27 protein-coding genes are annotated in these 22,942 nt (G+C 63.7%); all 27 read right to left on the reverse strand.

Features of this window, described 5'->3' with window-relative positions:
- Positions 1-30: 30 nt before the first annotated feature.
- Entirely contained in the window at positions 31-1,197 is a 1,167-nt protein-coding gene (locus tag ET21_RS0103675) for a hypothetical protein (RefSeq protein ID WP_030538628.1), read from the reverse strand.
- On the reverse strand, positions 1,197-1,595 hold the full coding sequence (locus ET21_RS0103680) for a hypothetical protein (protein WP_030538629.1): 399 nt from the start codon (positions 1,593-1,595) through the stop codon (positions 1,197-1,199). The genes ET21_RS0103675 and ET21_RS0103680 overlap by 1 nt, the downstream gene beginning before the upstream one ends.
- Positions 1,592-2,146, reverse strand: a complete 555-nt coding sequence (locus ET21_RS0103685; protein WP_030538630.1) for a hypothetical protein — start codon at positions 2,144-2,146, stop codon at positions 1,592-1,594. Before ET21_RS0103685 ends, ET21_RS0103680 begins: the two co-directional genes overlap by 4 nt.
- Positions 2,146-2,751, reverse strand: a complete 606-nt coding sequence (locus ET21_RS0103690) for a hypothetical protein (RefSeq protein ID WP_030538631.1) — start codon at positions 2,749-2,751, stop codon at positions 2,146-2,148. Before ET21_RS0103690 ends, ET21_RS0103685 begins: the two co-directional genes overlap by 1 nt.
- Before the next feature lie 11 nt (positions 2,752-2,762).
- Positions 2,763-3,278 carry a hypothetical protein gene (locus tag ET21_RS0103695; protein WP_156029008.1) on the reverse strand — a complete coding sequence of 172 codons (516 nt, stop codon included), beginning with the start codon at positions 3,276-3,278 and terminating at the stop codon, positions 2,763-2,765.
- Positions 3,275-5,911, reverse strand: coding sequence for a hypothetical protein (locus tag ET21_RS0103705; protein WP_030538633.1), 2,637 nt, complete (start codon positions 5,909-5,911; stop codon positions 3,275-3,277). Before ET21_RS0103705 ends, ET21_RS0103695 begins: the two co-directional genes overlap by 4 nt.
- Before the next feature lie 82 nt (positions 5,912-5,993).
- Positions 5,994-6,740 carry a Rha family transcriptional regulator gene (locus ET21_RS28290; RefSeq protein ID WP_051767982.1) on the reverse strand — a complete coding sequence of 249 codons (747 nt, stop codon included), beginning with the start codon at positions 6,738-6,740 and terminating at the stop codon, positions 5,994-5,996.
- Positions 6,737-7,231, reverse strand: a complete 495-nt coding sequence (locus ET21_RS0103715; RefSeq protein ID WP_156029009.1) for a hypothetical protein — start codon at positions 7,229-7,231, stop codon at positions 6,737-6,739. The genes ET21_RS28290 and ET21_RS0103715 overlap by 4 nt, the downstream gene beginning before the upstream one ends.
- A 262-nt stretch (positions 7,232-7,493) precedes the next feature.
- Positions 7,494-7,844 carry a hypothetical protein gene (locus ET21_RS0103720; protein WP_030538636.1) on the reverse strand — a complete coding sequence of 117 codons (351 nt, stop codon included), beginning with the start codon at positions 7,842-7,844 and terminating at the stop codon, positions 7,494-7,496.
- A gap of 146 nt (positions 7,845-7,990) precedes the next feature.
- Positions 7,991-8,407, reverse strand: coding sequence for a GTA-gp10 family protein (locus ET21_RS0103725; protein ID WP_030538637.1), 417 nt, complete (start codon positions 8,405-8,407; stop codon positions 7,991-7,993).
- Entirely contained in the window at positions 8,404-8,835 is a 432-nt protein-coding gene (locus ET21_RS0103730; protein ID WP_030538638.1) for a phage tail tube protein, read from the reverse strand. The genes ET21_RS0103725 and ET21_RS0103730 overlap by 4 nt, the downstream gene beginning before the upstream one ends.
- 39 nt (positions 8,836-8,874) lie before the next feature.
- Positions 8,875-9,264 carry a DUF3168 domain-containing protein gene (locus ET21_RS0103735; RefSeq protein ID WP_030538639.1) on the reverse strand — a complete coding sequence of 130 codons (390 nt, stop codon included), beginning with the start codon at positions 9,262-9,264 and terminating at the stop codon, positions 8,875-8,877.
- Positions 9,264-9,725: an HK97 gp10 family phage protein gene (locus ET21_RS0103740; RefSeq protein WP_030538640.1), complete on the reverse strand. Its 462-nt coding sequence runs from the start codon at positions 9,723-9,725 to the stop codon at positions 9,264-9,266. Before ET21_RS0103740 ends, ET21_RS0103735 begins: the two co-directional genes overlap by 1 nt.
- Positions 9,725-10,096, reverse strand: a complete 372-nt coding sequence (locus ET21_RS26400; protein ID WP_051767984.1) for a phage head closure protein — start codon at positions 10,094-10,096, stop codon at positions 9,725-9,727. The genes ET21_RS0103740 and ET21_RS26400 overlap by 1 nt, the downstream gene beginning before the upstream one ends.
- The gene (locus ET21_RS0103750; RefSeq protein WP_030538642.1) at positions 10,096-10,665 is read right to left on the reverse strand and encodes a head-tail connector protein; all 570 of its coding nucleotides are present in this window, start codon (positions 10,663-10,665) and stop codon (positions 10,096-10,098) included. Before ET21_RS0103750 ends, ET21_RS26400 begins: the two co-directional genes overlap by 1 nt.
- A 15-nt stretch (positions 10,666-10,680) precedes the next feature.
- Positions 10,681-10,995 (reverse strand): hypothetical protein, encoded by a 315-nt coding sequence (locus tag ET21_RS0103755; protein WP_030538643.1) that lies wholly within the window; start codon positions 10,993-10,995, stop codon positions 10,681-10,683.
- A 62-nt stretch (positions 10,996-11,057) separates the two neighbouring features.
- Positions 11,058-12,287 (reverse strand): phage major capsid protein, encoded by a 1,230-nt coding sequence (locus ET21_RS0103760; RefSeq protein ID WP_030538644.1) that lies wholly within the window; start codon positions 12,285-12,287, stop codon positions 11,058-11,060.
- A gap of 66 nt (positions 12,288-12,353) precedes the next feature.
- On the reverse strand, positions 12,354-13,121 hold the full coding sequence (locus ET21_RS0103765) for a head maturation protease, ClpP-related (protein WP_030538645.1): 768 nt from the start codon (positions 13,119-13,121) through the stop codon (positions 12,354-12,356).
- On the reverse strand, positions 13,102-14,385 hold the full coding sequence (locus ET21_RS0103770) for a phage portal protein (RefSeq protein WP_051767986.1): 1,284 nt from the start codon (positions 14,383-14,385) through the stop codon (positions 13,102-13,104). Before ET21_RS0103770 ends, ET21_RS0103765 begins: the two co-directional genes overlap by 20 nt.
- Complete coding sequence (locus ET21_RS25565; RefSeq protein WP_030538647.1) at positions 14,382-16,121, reverse strand: terminase large subunit; 1,740 nt, start codon at positions 16,119-16,121, stop codon at positions 14,382-14,384. Before ET21_RS25565 ends, ET21_RS0103770 begins: the two co-directional genes overlap by 4 nt.
- A gap of 1 nt (position 16,122) precedes the next feature.
- On the reverse strand, positions 16,123-16,770 hold the full coding sequence (locus ET21_RS0103780; protein WP_022681165.1) for a P27 family phage terminase small subunit: 648 nt from the start codon (positions 16,768-16,770) through the stop codon (positions 16,123-16,125).
- Between the two features lie 176 nt (positions 16,771-16,946).
- Positions 16,947-17,135, reverse strand: a complete 189-nt coding sequence (locus tag ET21_RS28295) for a hypothetical protein (protein ID WP_051767988.1) — start codon at positions 17,133-17,135, stop codon at positions 16,947-16,949.
- Positions 17,136-17,536: 401 nt separating this feature from the next.
- Positions 17,537-18,004, reverse strand: coding sequence for a hypothetical protein (locus ET21_RS0103790; protein WP_030538650.1), 468 nt, complete (start codon positions 18,002-18,004; stop codon positions 17,537-17,539).
- Between the two features lie 256 nt (positions 18,005-18,260).
- Positions 18,261-21,497 carry a DNA primase gene (dnaG, locus tag ET21_RS26410; RefSeq protein WP_051767989.1) on the reverse strand — a complete coding sequence of 1,079 codons (3,237 nt, stop codon included), beginning with the start codon at positions 21,495-21,497 and terminating at the stop codon, positions 18,261-18,263.
- 77 nt (positions 21,498-21,574) lie between these two features.
- Positions 21,575-22,051 (reverse strand): hypothetical protein, encoded by a 477-nt coding sequence (locus tag ET21_RS0103800; RefSeq protein ID WP_030538652.1) that lies wholly within the window; start codon positions 22,049-22,051, stop codon positions 21,575-21,577.
- Positions 22,051-22,704, reverse strand: a complete 654-nt coding sequence (locus ET21_RS26415; protein ID WP_051767991.1) for a hypothetical protein — start codon at positions 22,702-22,704, stop codon at positions 22,051-22,053. The genes ET21_RS0103800 and ET21_RS26415 overlap by 1 nt, the downstream gene beginning before the upstream one ends.
- Positions 22,701-22,940, reverse strand: coding sequence for a hypothetical protein (locus ET21_RS0103810; RefSeq protein WP_030538654.1), 240 nt, complete (start codon positions 22,938-22,940; stop codon positions 22,701-22,703). The genes ET21_RS26415 and ET21_RS0103810 overlap by 4 nt, the downstream gene beginning before the upstream one ends.
- Positions 22,941-22,942: the final 2 nt, after the last annotated feature.

The raw sequence follows: 22,942 nt of genomic DNA on the forward strand, positions 1-22,942 counted from the left end.
ACTCTTACATAAGTGTGAGGAACTGTCCGGTCATTTTGGGGGCTGCTTCATCGGGACCATCGTGTTGATGCGGTCGCGATAGGTGCGCATGCCAGGAATGACACGCTCTCCATCGGCAAAGTCATCCGTTGAGATCGTATCAAGCGCGACCTTGGGCGATTGGAACCGAACAGATAACAACCCACCAGAAATGACGGGCATGCCGCCGCCCGCTGCGCAAATGCGCTTCAGATTGTCCCACAGGCTAATTCCAGGGCCGTCGAACAACGTGCCGTCGCTTTTCCAGCCATTTGCTTCACAGACGTTAGCAAAGGCGACCCACTGCGGCCAATCAAAGGCTTCCTTTGGAAAGCCGCAACCAACAACCTTGATTGTCTGATTGCCATCAGCATCGATGGCATAGCGCCCGCGTGCATAGGTGATGGCGTTGAGCGCGGCGTTGCGATCGAACTCAAAGGTATCCTCGTCATCGAAGCGGTGAGCACCCTCTCCGCCAGGATAGGTACTGTCATTGCGGGGGTCATAGACTCGTGCCCAATTGCCGACGACGCCGAAGGCCGGGATGCCGTTCGCCCAGACCTTATTGTCCTTGTCGAACCGGAAGCTGAGGATGGACGCCGCCATGCCCGACAACTTGTGCTCATCGGTCCAGTCGGGCACCGCGCCCCAATGCCCAGCAAGGGCCACCGGCTCCGGCCGCGCGCCCAGCTGGTGGCGAACGTAAAGCCAATCATTATAGTACCCGAGCGCCGTGATCCCGCTGAAGGGAACCGCTTGCCAGTCCATCAGGAAGCTTTCGATGCCCTCGATCGGCCCACCGCCACTCCACACGTAGACCTTGGCAAGAAAGGGGTTCTTCGTCTTTCCGACCTTGCCACCATAGCCAACGTCGTGAAGCTGGCTGCCGGCATAGAAGCTGCGCCCTACGCCATAGGGAATAGCGGCGTTGGCGCTGATCGTGACCTGATTGACGTTGCCGATCATGCCCGGCTTTTTCATCAGCATCTGAGCGCCGAGGGATGCCGCCACCGACACGACCGTCGCCACCGTCGCAACGGAACTGACCGTTGCAGCCAATGAGGCAGCTTGAACAGTATTGCCGAGCAGCATCGAAGCGCCGCCGACCGCGCCGAAACCGGTGGCGGCCAAGGCGACGACCCCAGCGATCATCGCGACTTTTTGAAGCGCCTTTGCCATCAGACCCTCCAGGCCGCCTTGATTTCAAGCGGAACCATGTTGACCATCTGATCGCTACCTTCATGCCAACCGATGACCTTGTGGCCTACGCAGATCACAGCTGCATCCATGCCGTTGTCGCCTTCGAGGAGAGCGATATCTCCCGGCAGCATGCGAGCGTACGGAATACGCGGAAGCAAACCGTCAAATATCGCCTCCATGCCGCCTGCCTGGTTCAGGGCGCGAACAGCACCAGCGAGCGAGCGATAGCTCGGCAGCGGTGGCGGCCTGTGCCCCATCTGGAGAAGATGGAAGCGCGACATCCGGACGCAATCCGCGCAGGCAAAGTCCAGCTTTCGCCCGCGATACTTCGCCAGCGTTTTTTCGAGGGCGGCTTGCCGCCTGAGCATGTCGTTCATGTGTTCGGTGTCGCTGCGCCCCACGCGGTCGATCGAGGCATGCCAGTGGCGTTCGCCATGCCTTTCTCTCCCGGGTAGCAAGCCTGATGAAAACGATCGTTCAGCGCGTTGCCGCGCATGACCATAAAAAGGCGCTTTGCTGCGCTCTCAAACTCGATATCGACGGATCTCTCACCTCTGCCGACCTTCAAGGTCACGGTGTCGATCGCGAGATCCGCGGTCAGTTCCGGCGTGCCTACAACATGACCGGTCAACGGATCATATTCACCCAGCCAGAAGCGCATTCGCGCGCCCTGGAAAGAAGGCTGGGTCAGCGCGGCGGCGGCTGACGTGCTGGGAGGAAGGAAAGTAAGCTTCCCTCCGGGCGCTTCGTCGCCGGTCTTTTCCTCGAACGACTCGGCACCGGCGACCGTCCCAAAGATCTCATCAACGCTGTCGAACTTCTCGCTGCCCCAATAGACGAAGCCCCCATCACACAGACGAACCACATGATCCGGCAGATCGATCTTCATCAGCGCAACAACACTGATCACTCTTCCAAGGAAAGCCATCAGCGCGCCTCCTGAATCTCGAACTGAATGCCTTCCGTGAAGCCGGAGATCGCTTGCTCCCAGCTGATTTCGCTACCAACGATGAACCCCTCTATCATTGGCTTCACGACGTGAAGGACCGCGCCATCGGGCGGTTCAACGCGGAGCATCTGCGAAAGCGTGATGGTGGCCTTTCCGTCAGCAGCCACAAAAGCGGTAGCGGCCACGAAGTCGAAATAATGCTGCCCATCGACTTCCAGGCTGACGGGCTGCCCTTCCCTGAAGGCATAATTCGGGGCCCCCCCTCGAATGGCCAGCAGTCGGCCCGCCTGTCCCGCACCGTCAACTACCACCGGAGACCCGCCCACCAGCGGAGTTCCTGGATCAAAGCCGTCAAGGGGCCAGGCCATTCGAGCCCCCTCGCTTTTCCCTCTGATCAGTCGGTTGACGAAGATCCGCGCCTGCGAACCGCGCATCGGCGGCATAGTGACCGTGACAGCATAACGATTGCCTAGCCTGTTAAGGCGTTGGACTGGGCCGCCGCCTGCGGGCGTAAGAAAGCCGCCAAAGTCCATCAGGCGCGGCACATCGACCCGCGACGCAGGTTTTTCAGGGATAATGATCATGCTGCGAAATCCTAGCGGGGTAGAAGCCCCATCAGCGCCGCGCCGCCACCAAGGGCGAAGAGAGTGACCGACATGCCAGCCACCAGCAGTCCGATCCGATAGTGACGGTCGCCGGCAATGTTGGACCGGCGTTCGTCCGTGCGATCGATCTGCGTCTCATCCATCGCGATGGCGCGATTGAACCGGTCAGCTTCATGAACGGCCTGGTGGTAGAAGTGGTGTTGAGACAGGAACGCCATCAGGTAGACCCCCAGCGTCAGCGAAAGCCCCAGCACAAAGCAGGCGAAAGCGCCCCACACATAGCCGATGCCCAGCGATAATGGCGCTTCGGCCTTTCCCAGCAAATTGCCGATGAAGGTGAACAATCCGATGATTGCGCCGCCATGCGCGATCAGCAGGGCGTTGAGGAATTTCTCGGCAAGGGAAGCCTGGAAGCGAACGCGATCGGCCGCATCAGAAATCGCGGCAAGCCGGCTTGCTTCCCAGTTGGTGCGCTGGCGCTGCTTCCGATCGTTCATGTCGCTCATGGTATCGTCCTACTCTGCCGGCGCGCGATGGCAATCTGGGCACCTGTCGATCCCCGTCCCGCCGCTGCGTCCGACAGCGGTGCGGCAACGGCAGCGGCGCGGCCATCGACGGTCGCGTCGAAATAGGGCGAAGGAGCCACAACCAGCTTCACGACCTGAGCCCCACCGCCACGCGCAGCCGCCAGCATGCCCGAAGATACCGCTGGACCCTTGAAACTGCCGCTGCGGATCGCCTCTAGCTGACCGCGCCCAATTCGGCGAACCGCATCGGCGTCGAACACAAATTCCTGCCCGTGGACGACACCCGCCACATGATTGACGGGCATATTGCCAGTGTAGCCGCCCGATGCGAAACCCATCGGCAAGCTCGGGAGCGCAAATTGCGAAACCGAAGACGTCATGCTCACCGCCGCGCCACCGCCGCCAAAGCCGAACAACCCTCCTAGCGCTCTTGTCAGGTTAGCGACGATCGTCTGTTGAATGGCGATCCTGATCAGGTCGGCGACGATGCTGCGGGCGACGTTGGCGAACACTTCGCCTAGATCGCCGGCATTCATGATAGCATCAACCAGTCCGTTGTTGAGGTCGTCGAGGGCGCTCACTTCTATGCTTTCGAGCGCATCGCCCAGGTTTGCGCCAGTTTGTGCGATGCTCCGCTGATACTGCTCCATAGGGCTGGCATAGCGAAGGTTGAGCGATGCCTGCTCAGCGGCCTGCTTCGCATCCAGCTGCACCAGCGCGGCCTGCGCAATCTTCTTTTGCGCGGCCGTTGCGGTTTGGCTCGCCAGCACCGCCTCCTGCTCTGCACGCTCCTGGCTCTGCTTCAGCATCAGGATGCGTCGCTGGATGGCGAGCTCCTCCTTGCGGCCCATGGCAAGATCCAGCTGCGACTCCAGCACATCCTGCATCGCCCTGTTGGCGGCGGTCTCCAGCTCGAACCGTTCCCGGGCGCGATCGTCAGCCGCCTTTCGCTCGGCATTGATCTTTTCCTGCGCGACCACGGCGGCCTGTGCGGCAACCAGTTCGCTCCGCTGGGCGGAGGAGAGGTTTTCGTCTAGGTCGAGCCGGCGCTTGTAGCTTTCCAGCTGGGCGTCGAGCGCGGCCAGTTCCGCCTTCAGCCGATCGTCGATCTCGCCGCTATAATCGGCCTGGGCGCGCAGACCGGCGACCGCGAAATTATCCTTGTCGTCCTCATAGCGCGCATCCGATCGCGCAGCGCGGCGCGCCGCCGCCCGCTCCGAGCGATCTCCCTTATTACGGGTCTCCAGCACCTTCAGCGAGGCATCGCGCGTCTGGGTGTTGCGATTTACGGCAGCCTCATACGCCGACTTGTTTCCCGTGCGCTTGAACTCGCGCCATGCAGCCTCGTTAGAATCGGCCAGCGTCTGCTCGACCGCTGCGCGCGGATCGTTGCGAGCGGCAACATCCCTCTGGATCAACTGCGCATGGCCGGTCAGCAAAGCCTTGCTCGATTCCAGCACGCGCTTGTGCTGCTCGTCGAACGACTTTTGAAGGGCATCCACTTGCGCCTTCAAGGCCGCGTCTTTCGGGCTGAGCACCGTGGTCGCGACCTCGTCGCCGCTACGCAGGGCAGCGCGCAACCGAGTGTCGGCCTCCAGTTTGATCTTTGCCTTCTCCAGTTCGGCAAGCGCAGCCTTGCGAGCGTCTAGCGCCAGCTGACGATAGGCTCGCGACTGATTGATTGTATCGATGATTCCCTGTCGCGTGGCGTCGGACGCCGATCGCTGCGCACTATTGAGCCGATCGACGGCATCCCGAAGATCGTCGGCAGCTTCCTTGTGTCCCTTCTTGGCCTGCGACGCTTTGTCATCTGCGAGAGCGAGCGAGCCGAGGATGGTGATTGCGCCGAGCATCACCGCCCCCCATGGGCCAGCCAAGAAGCCGATCAGCCCGGTCGCTTGACCCTTGATGAGGCCGATTGCCTGGACCACTTGGGGAGCCTGCGCAGCGAAAATCTGCATCGGCGCTGCGCCCATGCCAAATTGCGTCGCCACGTCACTGATCTGGAACGACAACTGCTGAAAACCAGCTTTTTGCTCGCCCGCGCTGGCTGTGGCCCGCTTGCCTGCTGCCTGAAACTGCCCCGTCGCCGCAGCGGCGACATTGGCCTCGATCTGAATTTTTTCCAGCGCGCCCGCCTGCTCCGCAAGTTGCCGCGCCTGCAGTTCGGCCTGGGCAGCAGCAGCGCGCGCAGCACGGACCTGCAGATCGGTGGCGCGCGACAGTTCATTTTCCCCGAGCGCAGCGCGCTCGGCTGCGTCGGCGATCAGACGCAGGGCGGACGCCTGCTGCTGCGCCGCCGCAGCTGCTGCCTTCGCATCGCCAACGCCGAGGTCAAGCCCGCCACCTTTCAGGCGTGGAGCCTCGATCGCCTGCGCCGCCATCTTCTGGATGTCCGTGAAATTCTTCCGGAAATCCTCCTTGATGGCGCGGAGCGAGTTGGAGAGGCCAGCGCCCTTCAGCTGGGAAAATCGCTGCTCCACCTTGTCGAGTTCGCGCTCGACGACCTTCTCGAAGTCACCGACGACATTCTCGGCCGACGCCATATTCTTGCGCAGCAGTTCGGTCGATGCGTCGATCCGCAGCAACAGGTCTTTGACATCAGTGGCCAATGCTCACTCCACGACGAAAGGGCCACCGGGGAACCCGGCAGCCTGAAATGATCTTGATCGACGGAACCCGCCCTGCGGCGGATCAATCCCTCAGCTTCAACCCGATTCGGTAGGAGCCGTTCGACATGCGCGACCGATGACCGGCGCGGCGCAGCGCCCAGCCAAAGGCCGATATGTTCATATCCTCTTCGCCCTGCTCGACGCACCAGCGCCGGAAATCATGGAACAGCGCTTGCGTCCTGATCTTGTGTCCTGGCGCTCGCTCCGTCCGCTCATTCAGCCAGGCGACGATCGAGCGCGGCACATTATCGACCTCCTCCGCCTCTTCGTCTGGCTCCACCGGGGGCAGTCCGATGCTGTTCCACATGCGCCGGATCGCCGGCCGACCGTAGGCAAGGCGGATTTCACGTGCCAGCGACAGCTTGCGCTCCAGATCGTCGCCCCGAACATGCTCCAGCAGCGGCGACTCGTCGGGCAGCAGATCGTCGGTGGCATCGTCATTGACCGCCGACCGCAGCGCCGCCTCCATGCGATCAAACGCGTCGATATAGGCGATCTTCCATTCCAATGCGCGAGCGCCGGTGAAACCCATCGCCAGAAGCGTGAACCCCTTGCGATCCATTTCATAGTGGTGCCGCTGCCGTGTCGCACCTTTGCCCGCTTCGTAACTTTCGATCTGTAGCCCAAAATTGGGCTGTAGATCGGGACGCTCCTTGACCAGCAGCGCGATCGAACGGAGCACATGCGAATGACGCTTCTCGAATGACTGCGCCACATCGAGGCTGCTAGCCAGCACCGCTTCGCCGCGCACCTGCACCAGCGCGATCATGCGAGATGCGCCTTCATCATGAGGCGTTCAACATCCCACATCACCGCCTCGAACACGGTGGTGCCATCCTTTTCATTCCGCAGAAATTCGTCAGGCCGGTCCTTTATCGCCTCCATCTTGGCGTAGAGCGCGGGCAGCGTCGTGATCCGCGCCGTCAGCATCGCATATTCGGCCGCGTCGTGCATCGCGCCCCACCGATCCATGAGCGCGTCGGGCATGTCGCGATCCTGATAGTGGGCGCAGTCTGCTTTCCAATCTTCGTAAATGTCCAGCCATTGCTGGCGAGCGGCCCAGAAGATCGCATCAACCCTGCGGGATACTAGAACAGGGTCTTCCCGTGGCGCAGCGCCCGCCGCCGCAGGGACAGCAGCCGCCACGGGCGTGAGCAGCATGCCCGCCAGAAGGCCACGGCGAGAGGGGGAAATCTCGCCCATATTTCCCGATGTAACGTAACGATCGCCCGTGCTAGGGGCAGCAACAGCCTGAGACATGGGTCACTCCGTGTCGATGGTTAGGAGCGGCGCGAGGGTTCCAGCCTTGCGTCGCTCTGCCTATCGTGTAATCACGGTTTCAATGTCCGGTCAAGAAACTTTGTCATCACAGAAACGTCGTGGCCCCGCACCCACCGGTAAAGGCACCCCTGTCGGAGTGCGCCTACAGCCCGATGACCTTTCTGAGTTGGATGCCTGGATTGCCATGCAGCCTGACCAGCCATCCCGGCCAGAGGCCATTCGCCGCCTCATGAAAGCTAGTCTAACGCGGCTGCTTGGCTCGCGAGAGTAAGTCCGCGATCTGCATCATACAGCGTTTATTATAGGCAACCATGAAATCAATTCTCAGGGGCATGAACTTTTCGACGTCCTTCCCCTGATACAGAGCCATAACATCTTCATACGGTGACAGCTTCGTGTTGAACCCTGCTTGGTATGCTTCGCGCGCCTCAATGTGGCACAGGGTGGCGAACTCCAGCGGGATGTTCAACGCTACCGCAAACTCCCTGACCTTCACCCCTTCATCTACGGCGGCCTTCACGACAGGATTAGATGATGCGGCCGCCGCCGCCGTAGAGAAACTCAGAGCTAACGCCGCGACTATAGGCCTCATGACAAGACTCCCCTTTCGGGCTCACCTATCACGATCTTCCACGCAATTCATAGACTTCCATCCCTCCATGGCAGCCCAGAATTCGTGCGGCGTGCTCGCCCACCATTCGTGGGGCCGCCATTGGAGGGCAGCGGCCGCAAGGCCCATCAGCCGACGGCGGGGGCTGGTTCCGTCGTCTTCTTCGTCGCCGTCGGCTTCAGTTCCCCCGCTGCGGTGTATCCGCCTGTGGTCGCCATCGCCAGCATGCCGGCGATGGTGGAAAGCGACATGGAGAAGCCGCCCTCGGCCTCGATCATCAGTTCGGCGATGCGGGTCGGGTTGGATCCGGCGTAGCCCTTGTTTTCGGTGGAGCGGCCCCATGCGCGAACGCACTCGCACGCGATGATGGCCGTGTCGCCCGCGCTGAGCGTCCCGGCAAGAGCGGCCTGGGCGAGTTCCATGAGGCCCTTGCCCGTGGCCCGCTCAAAGGCATGGATGGCCTCATAGCTGGGCCGCAGGCCCACGGGCTCGCCGTCCAGGGTGAGCGTGAGCTCACCCCGTTCATTGTTCGCCTCCCGGCTCATTGCAGCGCATCCGTGGTGGGCGCGGCGGCCAGCGTCAGCTGGAAGTCGCACTTCACGACATCATTCTTGCCCATGTCGGTGTTGAAGTTGCCGACATACATGGATGCTTCAAACACCACATCGCCGGTTGCGCCTGCCGATCCGCCCTTGCGGATCTGGAACTCGATCGGCGAAGTTCCGGCAGCCAGCGTTTCGAGCCTGGTGAAGCCATTGGCGTCGGGCAGGTTCGGGTAGATCTCACTGTCTATCGTCAGCGCCTTCAGCCCGGGAGCCTGCGTTCCATAGGGGAAGTCGTCCTTCGTCGAGGTGTCGATCAGGTTCGACGTGCGGTTGATCTTGAGCGAGGTGCCGCCCTTGATCTCATTATAGGTGCCCGCCGTGGCGCTTTCGATCCACAGCCGGTAGTCATTGCCCAATTTCTTGGTCACCGTTCACTCCTTCAGGTTAGCCCCTGCGGGGGCATGCGATCAGGCGCGAAGCGCCAGGATCTGAAACCGGCTTTCGCCGACATAGCCATCACCCTCGGCCGTCAGCACCGCCGTGGCGGCGATGAACGCGAAGGACAGGGTCCAGCCATCATGCTCGGCCTGCGCGCCATCCAGCGCCGCCTCGGCTTTGCCCTTGATCTGCAGCAGCGACTTGCGCTCTTCCGCTTCCGTGACGGTCATCACCGACAGCGTGGCGCGGCGATCGGGATCATCCTTCCCGCCGATCGGCACCGTTTCGATATCGCCGATGATGACCACCGGCGGTGGCGTGTTCTCCGGCACATGCTGGTAAACCGGCGCGCCGAGGTCCGCGACGGCCGACAGCAGATCGAACGCGGCCTTCTCGATCGCGTCTTCAGCACTGGTCATCATTCACCCCCTGCGACGCGGCGGAGGATCCGGTCCCACACGCCCTTCAGCCGACTGTTGAGCACCGCCCGCGCGTCCGAATAGCGACCCGTGACGAAGCGCTTCGCGCCGATCGCGCGCACCCGCATGGTGTAGCGGCTCGTGCCGCCCCCCGGGCTGCGGCGATTGGCGGTCACGGTCTGGCCCTTGCGGCCCAGGTCGAGGATGCGCGCATAGAAGAGCTTGCGCTTTTCCGCCTTCGTGCCTGTGATGCCGATCGACACCGACAGGGAATTGCGGCGGAGCCGGCGCTTGACCCCCGCCTGCAGCGCACCCGTCCGACGCGGCGCGCGAGCGACCATCTGGCGTTCGATCTCTCGGCTGCCATCATCCAGCACGGTTGCGATCTCATCCCGGGCAGCATCGGGCAGAGAACGGAACAGGCGGCGGATCGACGCGCCGCCCTGGACACGACGCGCCATCAGCCGAGGCCCGCCTGCCACTCGCAGTCGAGCTCGAGCCGATCGCGGCGACCGTAGGGATCGTCGATCCGTCGGATATTCCACGGGCCGCCGATAACCTCATAGGCATCGCCGACCTTCTTCACTTCCACGAGCCGATGCTTCGCCGTCACGTCGGAACGATGCCGGATCACGAAGCGGGTCACGCTGACCGCGCGCTGGATGCTGTCGCGCGTGATCTCATCCCCGCGCAGCGGCACCTTCTTCGCCCAGATCACGGCCACCGGCGACCAGGCCGTCGTCCATCCGCCTTGCCCGTTGGAAACGCGGCCTTCGATCTCGATCCGGATGCGGGTGCGAAGATCTCCGGCGCGAAGCGGTTGGAACGCCATTATAGCACCGGCATCCGATAGCCGTTGCACAGCAGGCCAAACGCGCTGGGCATGCCGCCGCTCGCCTCGCCCTCCATGGCAACGTCGCGCATGGCGTAGAGATGGCCGAGCGCCAGCTTCGCGGCCGCGATCAGGGCCCGAGGGCAAGCATCGGCAGGATAGCCCGCATCAAACGTGACCGAGACCGGGCCGCCTTCCGGCCAGCTGCTGCCCGGCGCGGGCGTGAGCGCGCCGTCAACCGAGAGCCGCCAGCTGCCATCAGGTAGATCGACGGAAGCCCCATCGCTCCCGATGTAGCTGACGGCGGTGACGGTGACCGTCGGCACGGGCCCGACGCCCAGATGCATGCCCCGGCCGAAAGCCGGGAACGTCGCGACGATGCCGGTCACCACGCCGAGGCGAACGCTGCAGAACTTCTCGACCAGCTGCAGGGCAGCGTCGCGAAGCACTTCAATGAGATCATCCTCCTCGGCATCATCCACGCGCAGATGCAGCTTGGCCACATCCAGGCTCAACAGGGCCTCCCCATAGCCGTCGGGCATGGCCGTGGGGGTCAGGGTGAACAACATCGCGGCGCGCGCCCCTTACTTGGCTTCGGCCTTGGCGAAGGCGATTGCCTCCTTGTCCGCGTCCGCCCAGCCTTCCTTGACGGCGCGCTTTGCTTCCGCCGGGAGAAGGCGGGCAACGCTGTCGGCCTTATGCTCGCCGCGATCGACCAGCACGCGCACCTCGACCTTGCTGGCCTCGATCGCCTCAGCGAGTTCCTGCTCGCCATCAGCCAGCGCCTGCGCGGCCTTTGCCAATTCGGCCTTCAACGCTTCATTTTCAGGGTCACCGGCAAGCACTTCACGCGCAGCAGTGACGGCGGCCTGCAGGGCCGCGATATTCGGTTTCGACATGGAAGATCCCCAAACCAGAGAAAGGACGAATGGGCCCGGCGATTAGACCGGGCCCCGCGTCATCAGGTCGCGCTGTTGCGGTAGCGCTTCACCGCCCCGCCAACGTCCATCAGATTGCCGCCCGAACGCAGCCACGCAAGGAAGCCGACCTGGCCCTTCTTGGCGTAGGCGCTGTCGGTGAAGCGCTGCAGCACGATCGCCATCACGTCGCGGATGACATATTTGCTGAAGTCGCCGAAGCCGATGGAATAGGCGTTGGCGGCCATGGTGGCGACATGCTGGTTCACCTGGATCGGATAGCCGAGCAGCGTATCGAGCTTGCCGTTGTTCGCGGGATCGTAACCCGGGATGAAGATCGGACGGTTCTGGGTATCCTTGATCTTCTTGACCACCTTCACGCTGTCGTCGTGCATCATGAAGCGGCAGTTGCCGTTTTCGCGATACGCGGGATCAACGCTGTGCTCCAGATCGACCAGGTCGTCGAAGATCACCGTGCCGGTCTGGCCTGTGGTGCCAGTCTTGCCGGTGCCGGCAGCAACCATCACGCCATTGGGCTGATTGGTGCCGGTACCGATCGTGTTGTGCTTGTTCGTGATGCGGCCGAGGCGAGTAACAAGGCGGCCCCGCACGAACGCTTCCACGTCCACGCTGCTGTCCTGCAAAAGCTCGATCGGCACGGTGACCACCTTCGAGCTATACTTATAGACCGGCAAATCCTTGGTGCCGAACGTGACGTCGGCATCGCTGGCAGACGCATTCTGATCGACGATCTCGCCCTCTTCGGCCGTGCCGTCGCTGGTCGGGAACGACATGGGATTGCCGCCAGCGGTCTGGATGACGGTCGCCATGCCCGGTGCGCGCATGCCGCCGAACGCCTTCAGCGCGTCCAGGACGTTCTGCGCGACATCGGTCTGGACGGTATAGCCACCTTCGCTACCGGTGGTCGTCGACATGGTGTTCTGCACCGCCGCCAGATGCGCCTGCCATTCTTCGGTGGACAGGGCATTGTCGCCGCCGCGCAGCCACTTGGCGAACAGGCGGCTCGCCTCGCTGTTCTGGTCGCGACCGATACGCTCAGCCGTATCGATCACGGTGTTGGTGAGTGCGGTTTCGGCGGCCAGCTTGTTCATGCGCTGGTGGCGCTCGATGCTCGCGTCGATCGACTCGATCTCGGCGATGCCGGCATCATAGGCGGCCTGGTTATCGGCGGTCCATTCGCCGGGCTTTTTCACCAGTTCCTGCAGCGACTGTGCCTTTGCCGCGCGCTGCTCGCGGAGAGCCTGAATGCTCATGTACGCTTCTCCATCATGAAAAAAGGCCGCGAAAGCGGCCCGGGTGGTCTCCCTCGCGCGGCGCGCTCAGGCAGATTGGGTCAGCAGATCGACGGCGAGCCGCCGTTGGCGTGCTGCGATCTCGTCGGCATCGCTGGGCACGGGCGCGGGCGCGGGCTCGGGAACCGGCTCGGGCGCAGGCGCCGGGATCTTGTTCACTGGCGGATGGTCGAAGGCCGACAGGTTCCAGCCACGCTTGCCCGCATTCGCCGCCTTACCGCCCTGTTCGGGCAGCACTTCATCTATCAGGCCGAGCGCGAGGGCCTCGTCGCCGGTGAACCAGCTTTCCTTGTCCATCAGAGCGATCCAGTCGGTTTCGCCGCCCGCCTTGGCGGCGTAGCTGGCTGCGATGCTGGCATCGATCTTGTCGAGCAGATCGGCTTCGGCGCGAAAATCCGCGCTGTTGCCGATCATCAGTGTCCAGGCACGATGGATCATCATGAACGCGCCAGGGGCCGCGACGACATGGTCGCCGCTGATCGCGATGTAGCTGGCGGCACTGGCGGCCAGGCCGTCGATATGACAGGTGACCTTGCCGTCATATTCGCGGATAGCCTGGGCGATCGCGCGGCCGCCGAACACATCGCCACCCGGGCTGTCGATCCGCACCGATACATCGCCGTCCATCGCCATCAGCTGGCGGGTGAAGCCTTCGGCGCTCACGCCGCCCCACCATTGGGCGTCTGCCTCCGAGCCGGCGATATAGTCATAGAGGTAGATGGTGTTGCCTTCGGCCTTGATCCCCGCGCCGATCTGGGCGTTGCGGGAATAGAGGTTAAGCAGCCGGTTGCGCATTGGCGTTGTCCTCGAAGCTGTTGCCGCCGGGAGTGCGGCCATAGTTGATCAGACGCCGCACTTCGTCGCGCGTCAGGATCGGCTTTTCTCCCGCGCGGCCGAGCGCCGAACGGAAGGTCTCGAACAGGGTTTTCAGGTCCGCGCGTTCCAGCTCGAACGTGTCGAACTCGGCGAGCCGCGATGCTGTGCGGAAGAACTTGCGGTTGATCTCATTCTGGAAGGCGTTGAGGTGGCGGCGCAGAACGTAGCGCACGAAGGCGGTGCCCATCTCCGCCACGCCAGAGCCCCAGCTGGTCGTCTTCTCATTGTGGCCGATCATGAAGGGCGGCACGTTGTAGATGCGCGCGATCTCCTCGATCTGCAGCTGCCGCGTCACGGCGAGCTCCGCGTCCTTGTTCGGGAGCGTGATCGTCTTGATGTCGAGGCCGCCAGTCAGCAGCATCGGCTTGCTGCCCTGCCCATTGCGCAGGGCGTGACGCTCCTCGACCTGGTTGCGCAGATCCTCGATCTTTTCCTTGTCGAACTTCGCTTCCACCGGGGCGACCAGCGCATAATCGGGACGCGCCTGGTTGGCGAAAAACTGCCCGGCATAATTCTGGGCAGCCAGCGCGACGCCGCCGACATTCTGCAGGGCGTGGCGCAGCGGCGAGAATGACCGCGTGCCGTTGAAGCCGAGGCCGGGCACATGCAGCATGTCGTCCTGGTCGATAACTCGGATTGTCTGGTCGGCGAGATCCGGCTCGGGATAGACGACATAGGCAAGGCGGCTGCCGTCCTTCCACGGCACCGGCTCCACCCGACGTGGGTGCAGCGGCACCAGGCCGGAGACCTTGGGGCCCTTGCGCAGGATTTCGGCATAGGCATCGCCCTCGAACAGGCGCGACAGCACCAACCACTCCCAACCGGCAGACGCCACCCAGCGCGGGCAGAACTCTTCGTTCAGCACCCACCATAGGTCATCGCTCTCGCGGATGGTGCGCTCGCCGTCGCTCGCCCGATTGTAGAGGTTCATCGGCAGCGTCGAAATCGCGCCGGCAATCAGCGACACGCATGACCAGATTGCGCTGATCGTCAGGGCGCTGCGATCGGTAACGACAGGCAGGCCAGCAACAGCGGGCGTGCCGGTAAACCATTCAAAGGCTTCCGTGCCGCGCCGGATCGTCGGCAGCGGTACCTCGGCGGCATTGCTGATCGGCGCGCCGGAATCCGCCTGTGCGGCGTCCGTCCCGATCAGCCAGCGGCCGACCTTTTCGCGAAGGCTCATAGGTTGTGGATCTCCGGTTCCGGTGCGTCGTCCTCGGGGGCCATCGCCACCGCTTTCGCCATCACCGCCGCGACGATGCCGTCGATCTTGTCCTTCGACCGCTTCTTCGCAGGCATGTAGTTCAGGTTCTCATCGAACCGGACCATCGTGTTCCGCGCCATGTAACGCAGCAGGGGATGCCCCCCATGGTCCAGCGTTCCGGCATAGACATGCCGCTCGAATTCCTTGGTCGGCTCGCCGAGCGAATGGATGCCCTGGCGAACCTGAAGGAGCAGATCGGTATCGATCCCCTCCTTCTGCATGTCGGTGACCAGCTTGACACCGCCCCACGGGTCATAGCCGATGCGCTGCACGTCGAACGCGCCCATGCCAGCTTCCACCGCGCGCAGGACATAGTCCTGATCGACGATATCACCCGGGGTCACCTCCAACGCGCCGGCCTCTTTCCAGCGGTCGAACGGCACCTTCGTTTCCTTAACGCGCTGGGCGAGCGAAGCCTCGGGCACCCAGAAGCGGCAGAGCAGATGCCAGAGCGGGTCGCCCGCGATCGGCGGGAACAGCCACACCAGCGCGGTGATGTCGCGCACCGACGACAAGTCCCATGCGCCGAAGCAGCGGCGGCCCGCCATGCGCTCGGCCATCGTCATCCAGCCATTGGAGCCGACCTGGCACTTGTCCCACTTCGACATGTTGAGCCAGAGGGCCTGGTCATCGACCCACTGGTTCAAATGATAGCAGCGAAAATGCGCTTCCTTGACCGGGTTTCCCTTCGCAAGACGCGCTTCACCGCGCAGGAACTGCAATGTCGGCGAAAGCCCGAGCGAGGGGTTGGCCGAGCGCCAGACCGCCTCATCTTCCCAATCCGCGTCATCCGGCGCGGCAAAGATGACGACCAGCGTGGAGGGGTCGTCGATCGTGCCGTCGAGGATCTGCTCGCTTTCCTCCCAGATCTCGACGCCGGTCTGGTTCGTCTTCAGGCCAGCGGTGGAGGCAAACAGCGCGATTGGCTGCAGGCGCGCACCTTGGCCCTGCCGCAGATCGTTCTCGATCTTGCGGCTCTTCCACTCGTGCATTTCGTCGCCGAGCGTCACGCTGGGCGACTTGCCGTGCTTCCCCTGATCGCTGCCGGTCAGCACCACAAACGACGACGACAGCGGCTTCAGCCACATGTGGCTGCTCTGGACCTGAATGTCCCGCGCCAGCACTTCGCTGTGCGCCACCATCGCCTTCATCTTGGCAAATGGTATTTCCGCCTGATCTTCGTCGCGGGCGAAGGCATAACCTTGCCCGCCCTGCAGGCCCTCGACTGCCCAGAACATGAGGGCGAGCGCAGCCAGGAACTCTGACTTGCCATTCTTGCGCGGGATCCAGAGCCGCAGGATCTGGAAGATGCGCACATGCTCTTCCACTTCTGCGCCGGTCATCGGATCGATGATCTGGATCGGATGCTTCCACCCGAACAGCAGGCGGACGATGATCTCCTGCCAAAGGTTCAGCCGGAACGGCACGCCGGCGAAGCGGTCGTCCGTCAGCCGGAAAATCTGCGGCCAGAGCGTGACGACATGCTCAGCCTTGGCATGGTCGAACCATGCGCCGGGCTGCGCCGCAGCCTTGTTCCACGCGCCGATCGCCCACGCATAAGCGGGGTCATTCTCCACCGACGCCAACCAGGGCGGCAGCGGATCGCCTACCCGCCACCAGGGCGACAGCGTTGCCGCTGCCGTCTGGTCGGCCATATCAGTTCGGCCGCTGTCCCGGAGGCGGTGAGTCCATGCCGCCTAGCATGCCGACGCGAGGGCCGACATCAGCGGCAGGCTCGCGCGCCTCTTCTTCCGGCTCGCCCTTCCGCTGCGCGGGCACTGCCAGCGCGCCGCCGAACAGACCCGGGTTGGTCGCCGCCGCGCCCGCCTGATTCTTGAACAGGTCATATTCGTCATGCGGCGTAAGGCCGAACTGCTTTGACAGCGCCATGACGTTGTCGAAGCATTCCTGCCGACGACGCACGGCGGGATGGTCGCGGATCATGAAACCGCCCGCGACCGTCTTCACCCGCTGCGTCATGCCTTCCTGCTTCAGCTGATCGTTCAGCGAAACCCAGTCGGCATAATAGACGCAGAACATGGCGAAGATCATGCGGTGCTGCTCGGGCAGGCGATGCGTGCGCGCCAGGCGCGGTGCCATCTCCCGCCAGACCGCGACCGCGCCCGCATAGAGCGGGCCCTGGTCGATCATCGCGGGCGGCTGCAGCACGTCGCCCGATGTGGACGCCATCAGCAGCTGCGCAACGCGCTCGGCTTCCTCCTCACGCTTGCGCGTTGCGGACTTGCGCCGGTTGGGAAAGCCCTTCGCTTCCTGATCGGGGTCTGGCCTACGTCCACGCGCCATACAAAATCACTCCTCGGCCGACCGTCGCGCGGCCCACCTCCTTCGCCAAATCGCGCCCGAATTCAGCGCCTTAAAAAAATATCTGGCGCGGAATTTCGCGCCGATTTTTCCGTGTCTGGACCGCCGGTCATGGGGCCGGGGTCGCTGAACTTTGGGCACCCCCCTCCCTTGGAGGGTCAGGTCAGGGGCTCGCGGCCGAGGCGGCGGGCCAGCGCGTCGATCGCGGCCTTGCCCGCAGCCTCGACGGCCTGCTTCATCCCCGAATGGCATGAGGCGCAGCTGGCGACCCACCACTCGACCCGCCAGAACACACCGTCATAGGTGCGATGCGGGTAGAGGTGGTCAACCAGCGTGGACGGTTCCACCCGATCCTCTAGCGAGCAATACTCGCAGAGAGGATGCCCTCGCCGGAACGTCGCTGCCGCCTTCGACCATCGGCTTGTATAGCCGCGTGAGGCCGCCGAGCCGCGCCTGTCGTCCTGCTCCTTCCGAGCCTGCGCCTGCGATCGCGCACCCGCTGGTCGTAACCGCTTCGGCATGGTCGGCATGGCGTCACCCAAAATGAAGCGGGGCCAGTGTCGCCACCAGCCCCGCTTCAGTCATCCAAGGAGAGGAATGCTTGGCTCCCCCCAATCCACACGACTGGACCAAGCATATATCTGAAATAGGGTCATTCACTGCGGAAACGGACACCCTTTATTTACTCCGGAAAAAATTCCGGGGGTTGACACATTCCGCAACCGGAAATGCGTCACTTCGGCGCGCATCAGAGCAAATCGTGCGACGAACCGTTGCGGTTGAGGCGCACCGCAATGCCGGTGATGGCACGCGAATAGCGCTTCCGCAGCGCCTCCGCGCCCGCCATCGCGCCTTCCGATTCGGCAACGTCACGCCAATCAAAGCCGACCTTGCGGTTGCGCATGCGCAGCACCGTGGCGACCAGCGACCGATCGCGCGGCACCACGCCATCGATCCACGCCCCGTTACCGGTGAGCAGCCGCTCGACCAGATCGACCTGGGCAGAGCGCAGGCCGGGCCGACCCGGGCGGGTCTCCATCCAGTCGCCCTTGCGCACGTCACGAATGACGGCGGGCATGGACGACCGCGAGCAGGAGCGCAGCCATGCGGCCTCACCGTCAGGCATCCGCATCAGATAGCCCCAAGCCTCCACCATGCGCTCCTGCACCGCCTCAAACGTCCAATATTGCGAACCTTCCACTGCCGGAACCGTCATGCTCTCACCCTTCCACTACTCAACTCTATGAAAAGCCTATCTAAATTCTTGTATTTGGAAGCTTTGGAAGGGTTGGAATGATTATTGTATATTTTCATCACGCATGCGCCCGCGCACACGCGCATATGTGACGAAAACATGAGGCCAAACCTTCCAACCCTTCCAAAGGCGCAGAAATCCGCGCTTTCTTCCTTCCAGTGATGCTTCCGCCACCCTTCCAACCCGGAAGCATTCGAACCTGTCGCGCCGCCGCCGCTCAGAAGTCGGGCACGAAGTCGTCGTCGTAAGGGGGAGGCGCGGGCGGCATGTCGGGCGACGCATCGGCCGAGCTCGGCGCTGCATCGGGCAGCATCGGCGCATCCTCGCGTGCCCGGCCATGCTCATCGACGAAGTCCGACGCCTCGCGCACCAGGCGAATGCCCAGCCACTGGATGCCGTCGCTGGGCTTCTTGACGAAGCCCTTGTCCAGCATCGCCTTCGTGAAGCCCTTATTCGACCAGTCGCGCTCGCCAGCGACCTTGCACCAGGCCAGGAATACCTCGTGCAGCTTCGACGACTGGATGCGGCCTTTCGGATCCTTCTCGACGCAAAGGTTCAGGAATCGACCCAGCGGATCGCTGGCCTCCCGATATTCGGCCGTAGCGTCCTTCACCGCCTGCGGTTCGACCAGCCCGTTATCAAGCCAGTCTAGCAGGCCGAGCACGATATGGTTGAGCACGCCGGCAGCCTCGGCCCGCAGTTTCGCGGGCAGCTGCTCGTCGCGATCGCCATCGGCGACATGCGCGTTCCACGGCACCAGCTTCATGCGTCGCCAGATGCCTTCGTCCGTGCCGGGAATGTCCGGCTTGTAATTGCCGCCGATCGTCAGCTTGAACAGCGGCATTAGGTCGAAGAAGCCGCGATGCAGCGCACGCACCGCCATCGGCTCGCCACCCGTGGCCGCCTTGATCAGCGCCTCATTGAGCTTCGCACCGCGCTCAGGTTCCGACGCGCGCAACATGCGCACGCCGCCCAGGCGCGCAAGATCCGGCGATGCCTGCTCGCCGCGCTTCTTGATGCCCTGGTCGAGGAAGGTCTCGATCCCGATCGTGCCGCTATAGTCGCCAATGACATGCGCCCACAGGTCGATCGTGGTCGATTTGCCGTTCGCGCCGAGCCCATACCAGAAATGCAGCTTCTGCTCCGATATGTCGCCGCTGGCGCTATATCCGGCCCACTGGTGGAGATAGCGACGCATGCCGGCGTCGGGCTGGGCCCATGCCAGGAAGTCGTCATAGATCGGGCTCGCTGCGGCCGCGTCATAAGTGACGGGAGCCAGCTTGGTGTTCAGATCCTCGCGGCGGTGCGGCTCGAGCGTGACGGTCGAACCGTTCTCCTTGTCCCGACGGAAGCGCAGCGTGCCGTTCAGCACGTTGATGGCGAGCGGATCTCGATCGAAGTCCTCGATCGGCGCGGTCACCCACCGCTTGGCGAGGCCGGCGATGCATCCGATCCGACCCGACCCTTCCGAGGCGCGCCCCCATTTGGCGATGAGCTCGGACAGCAGCACCGGGCCGCCCTTCATGTCCGTCACGCGGTTCATCGCACCGACGCGCTCACCGCTGTCCCGATAGAGCCGCCACTGCACCACTAGCATCAGGGTCGGCTTTTCGTCCTCTGGCAGCGGTTCGTCAGGCTCGACAAAGCCGGTGGCGGACACGAAATCCGCCTCCCGCTGGATCGATCGCACCGTGTCGAACACCGCCGCCTGCACTTCAGCCGGCAGTGTATCCTTGTCCTGGTCCAGCACCTTCCAGCGCCGACCGTCCCAGCCCAGCCAGCCCTTGGCCGTCGTGAAGCGGAAGCTGCCGCCATAGCGGGCGTTGAACCGCTCGGCATTGCCGAGATCCGTGCGCTGGAATCCGGCGCACCGCATGTCGAGCAGCATGGGCGCGATATCGAAACCCTTGGCGACACCGGCGGCGAAGCTGCGCTCGATATCGTCGGCGGAGACACCCTCGACGCCTTCCGCCACTTCGTCGATCGCGTCATCGGCCATGTCCTGGTCGATCAGGCCCGCACCGACGCGGCGACCCATGCCCCAGGCGAACAGCGTGACGCCATCCTTCGTCCGCTCGGCCGAGGCGATCGCACCGGGCAGCCGCTTCACCGCAACCGCCTTCAGCCGGTCCCGCACTTCCTCCGTCTGGTCGGAGAATTTCGCCTCCATGGTTCCACCCGGAAGCTTTTGATCCTCGACCACCCACCGGGGGGCCGGGGGGAACTCGGCGTTGAACAGGCTGCGCCAATAGGACTGGTACTGGAGCCGGGTCTCTTCGTGGCCGACGCTCGCCGCCAGGTCGGCCAGTTGCTGCCAGATCGCGGCTCTCCCTTCCGGCGTTTCGCGATCGCCGGCTGCCAGCACGGCCGTCCAGACATAGCTGGAGAGCGACAGCGCCCGATCGACCAGATCATCGACAGCCTCACGGCCGCATTCGCGCACCAGGCTGTCAGGATCATATCCGTCCGGAAGGGTGGCGATCTTCAGCGACCGACCCGGGCCGACCATGGGCAGGGCGCGGATGCAGGCACGCGAAGCCGCCTTGCGGCCCGCCTCATCGCCATCCATCAGCAGCACCGGGCATTCCGTCACGCGCCATGCGCGCTCCAGCTGCTCGGGCGTGATGGCCGTGCCCATCGGCGCGACCGCTTCGCCGATCCCGGCCTGGTCGAGCGCGATCGCATCGAAATAGCCCTCGACCACCAGCAGGCGGCGAGCGATCCGCGCCGCCGGTGCCGCGCGGTGAAGGTTGAACAGCACGCGGCCCTTGTCGAAATGCTCCGACTGGTCGCTGTTCAGATATTTGGGCTGGGCTTCGCCAAAGGCACGCCCGCCGAAGCCGATCGGCCGACCGCGGGCGTCGTGAATCGGAACGATGATGCGGTGGCGGAAGCGATCGCGACGGCCATTGTCGGTTTCGACGACCAGGCCGGCCGCCATCAGCTGGTCGGCCGCGATGCCGATCGCCGAGACGCCGCCGCGCACGGGAGCGAAGCCGAGCCCGAACCGCTCGATCGACGCCGGCGTGACACCGCGCGCGGCCAGCGCTTCCATCGCCATGCCGGTCGGCTCCAGCTGGCGCGCATACCATGCCGCCGCTTCGCCCAGGACTTCGCCGACATGCTCGGCCCGACGCGCGCGCTCCGCCTGCTCTGGCGTGCGCGCCGGCATCTCCATCCCGGCCGCTTCCGCCAGCTGCTTCACCGCGTCGATGAAGTCCATGCCCTCATGATCGGTAAGCCAGCGCAGCGCGTCGCCGTGCGCGCCGCAACCAAAGCAGTGATAGAACTCCTTGTCGTCATTGACGGTGAAGCTGGGCGTCTTCTCGCTATGGAAGGGGCAGCAGCCCTTATGCTCCTTGCCCTTTTTCTCCAGCTTCACCTTCTGCCCGATCAGGGCGGACAGCGGCGTGCGGGCGCGGAGTTGGTCCAGAAATGAAGTTGGCAGAGACACAGAAACCCACCCCGAAAAATCAGGTCAAACATTCACATCGATGTCGCGGAAGTTGCGGCCGTCAGGACGGCGGCGCGCTACTCGCCGTCATGTTCGATCGTCATGGCCGTCGGATCGTCACGATCGCCGGCGAGATACATCCAATAATGCGCCTCGACCGCTTCGATGATCGGCGCCGGCGCAAGATGGAAGGCGAGCGCGGCCGCGCCGACCGTCTGCCCCTCCCAGCCTTGGTCCTGAAGGCCGCTCCAGACCTGCAGCGCCGTTCCCAGCGTGCCGATCGCGTGCAGTTCGATGCCCATGCAGTCGCGCGCGAGCTCGATCGGAAGGTTGAAGACGTTCGCGACCATCTCGGCCGTGGGCTCGACCGGCTGCGTCAGGGACCAGCGCGCGACGGCCTGGCCGACCAGCCACCGGCCCGGCATGCCAGAACCATCACTGTCGCCGCCCTCCGCATCCTGGTCGGCATTGTCCTCATCCAGTTCGGTGACGTTCCAGCTGTCGGTTTCCCGGCCCCAGCGCGTCACCCACGGTTCCTTCACCACCGTCGCCATCATTCCTCCCCCAACAGGTCCGGAGCGCGAAACGGCGTCAGGACATCATAAACACAAAGATTTTCGATCGCGGCCGCGTCCCAGACGCACCAGATCACTTCCATCGTCGGATTGCCCTTGCCGAGGAAATCCGGCCGCCAGTTCAGCGCGTAGATCCGCGCAGGCGTCCGCTGCCGCCACAGGCCCGTGCGGACTTCGGCATGCCAGAATGACGACTTGAGCAGCATCGCCACATAGGTGCAGCCCAGGTCGTTCAGCAGATGCCGGATCATCTCGGCCGCGAGCGCGAAGGGCGGGTTCGTGACGACGACGGGCGATAGCGCCTGCCGGCAGAGCAGAAGATCTTGCGCACCAACGTCATGCGCAGGATCCGGGACCAGGTCGGTGGCTATGGTCGTGAAACCAGCGGCCGCGAGCTCGCCCGCGATCGCGCCACCACGGCCGCAGGGCTCCCAAACCGGATTACCCAGCATGCCGCTGTAATCCTCCAGCGCCCCGCGCTCTGCCGCGATGAACGCGCGCGTCACCGTGGCCGGCGTCGGATAATAATCGTTCCCCTGGCGCGCGACCTTCTCGCCGCCGCCCGTCATCATGCGGCCGAGGCCCTTCGGCGCGGGGGCGGCAATGGGCTGCTCGGGGAAAAGGCTGCTCATAACTGGCTTGCCCCTGACTGAGCCGCAAGCGCGCGGATGCGGTCGAACACACTTAGGTAGATCTTCCGATCGGAAGACCATCGCGGCGCGCCAGCATCGTCCAGGCACTTACCGATAGCGCCGATCAAGTTGTTGCCGATCAGCACTTCATAGGTCGCGATCTGGTTCTGCAGACGCTCGATCTCCATCTGCAGCGCAGTGCGCTCGAGCATATTGCTATCGATCGGCTCGGACACTC

This window comes from Sphingobium sp. DC-2 (assembly GCF_000722555.1).
GTDB classification, from domain to species: domain Bacteria; phylum Pseudomonadota; class Alphaproteobacteria; order Sphingomonadales; family Sphingomonadaceae; genus Sphingobium; species Sphingobium quisquiliarum.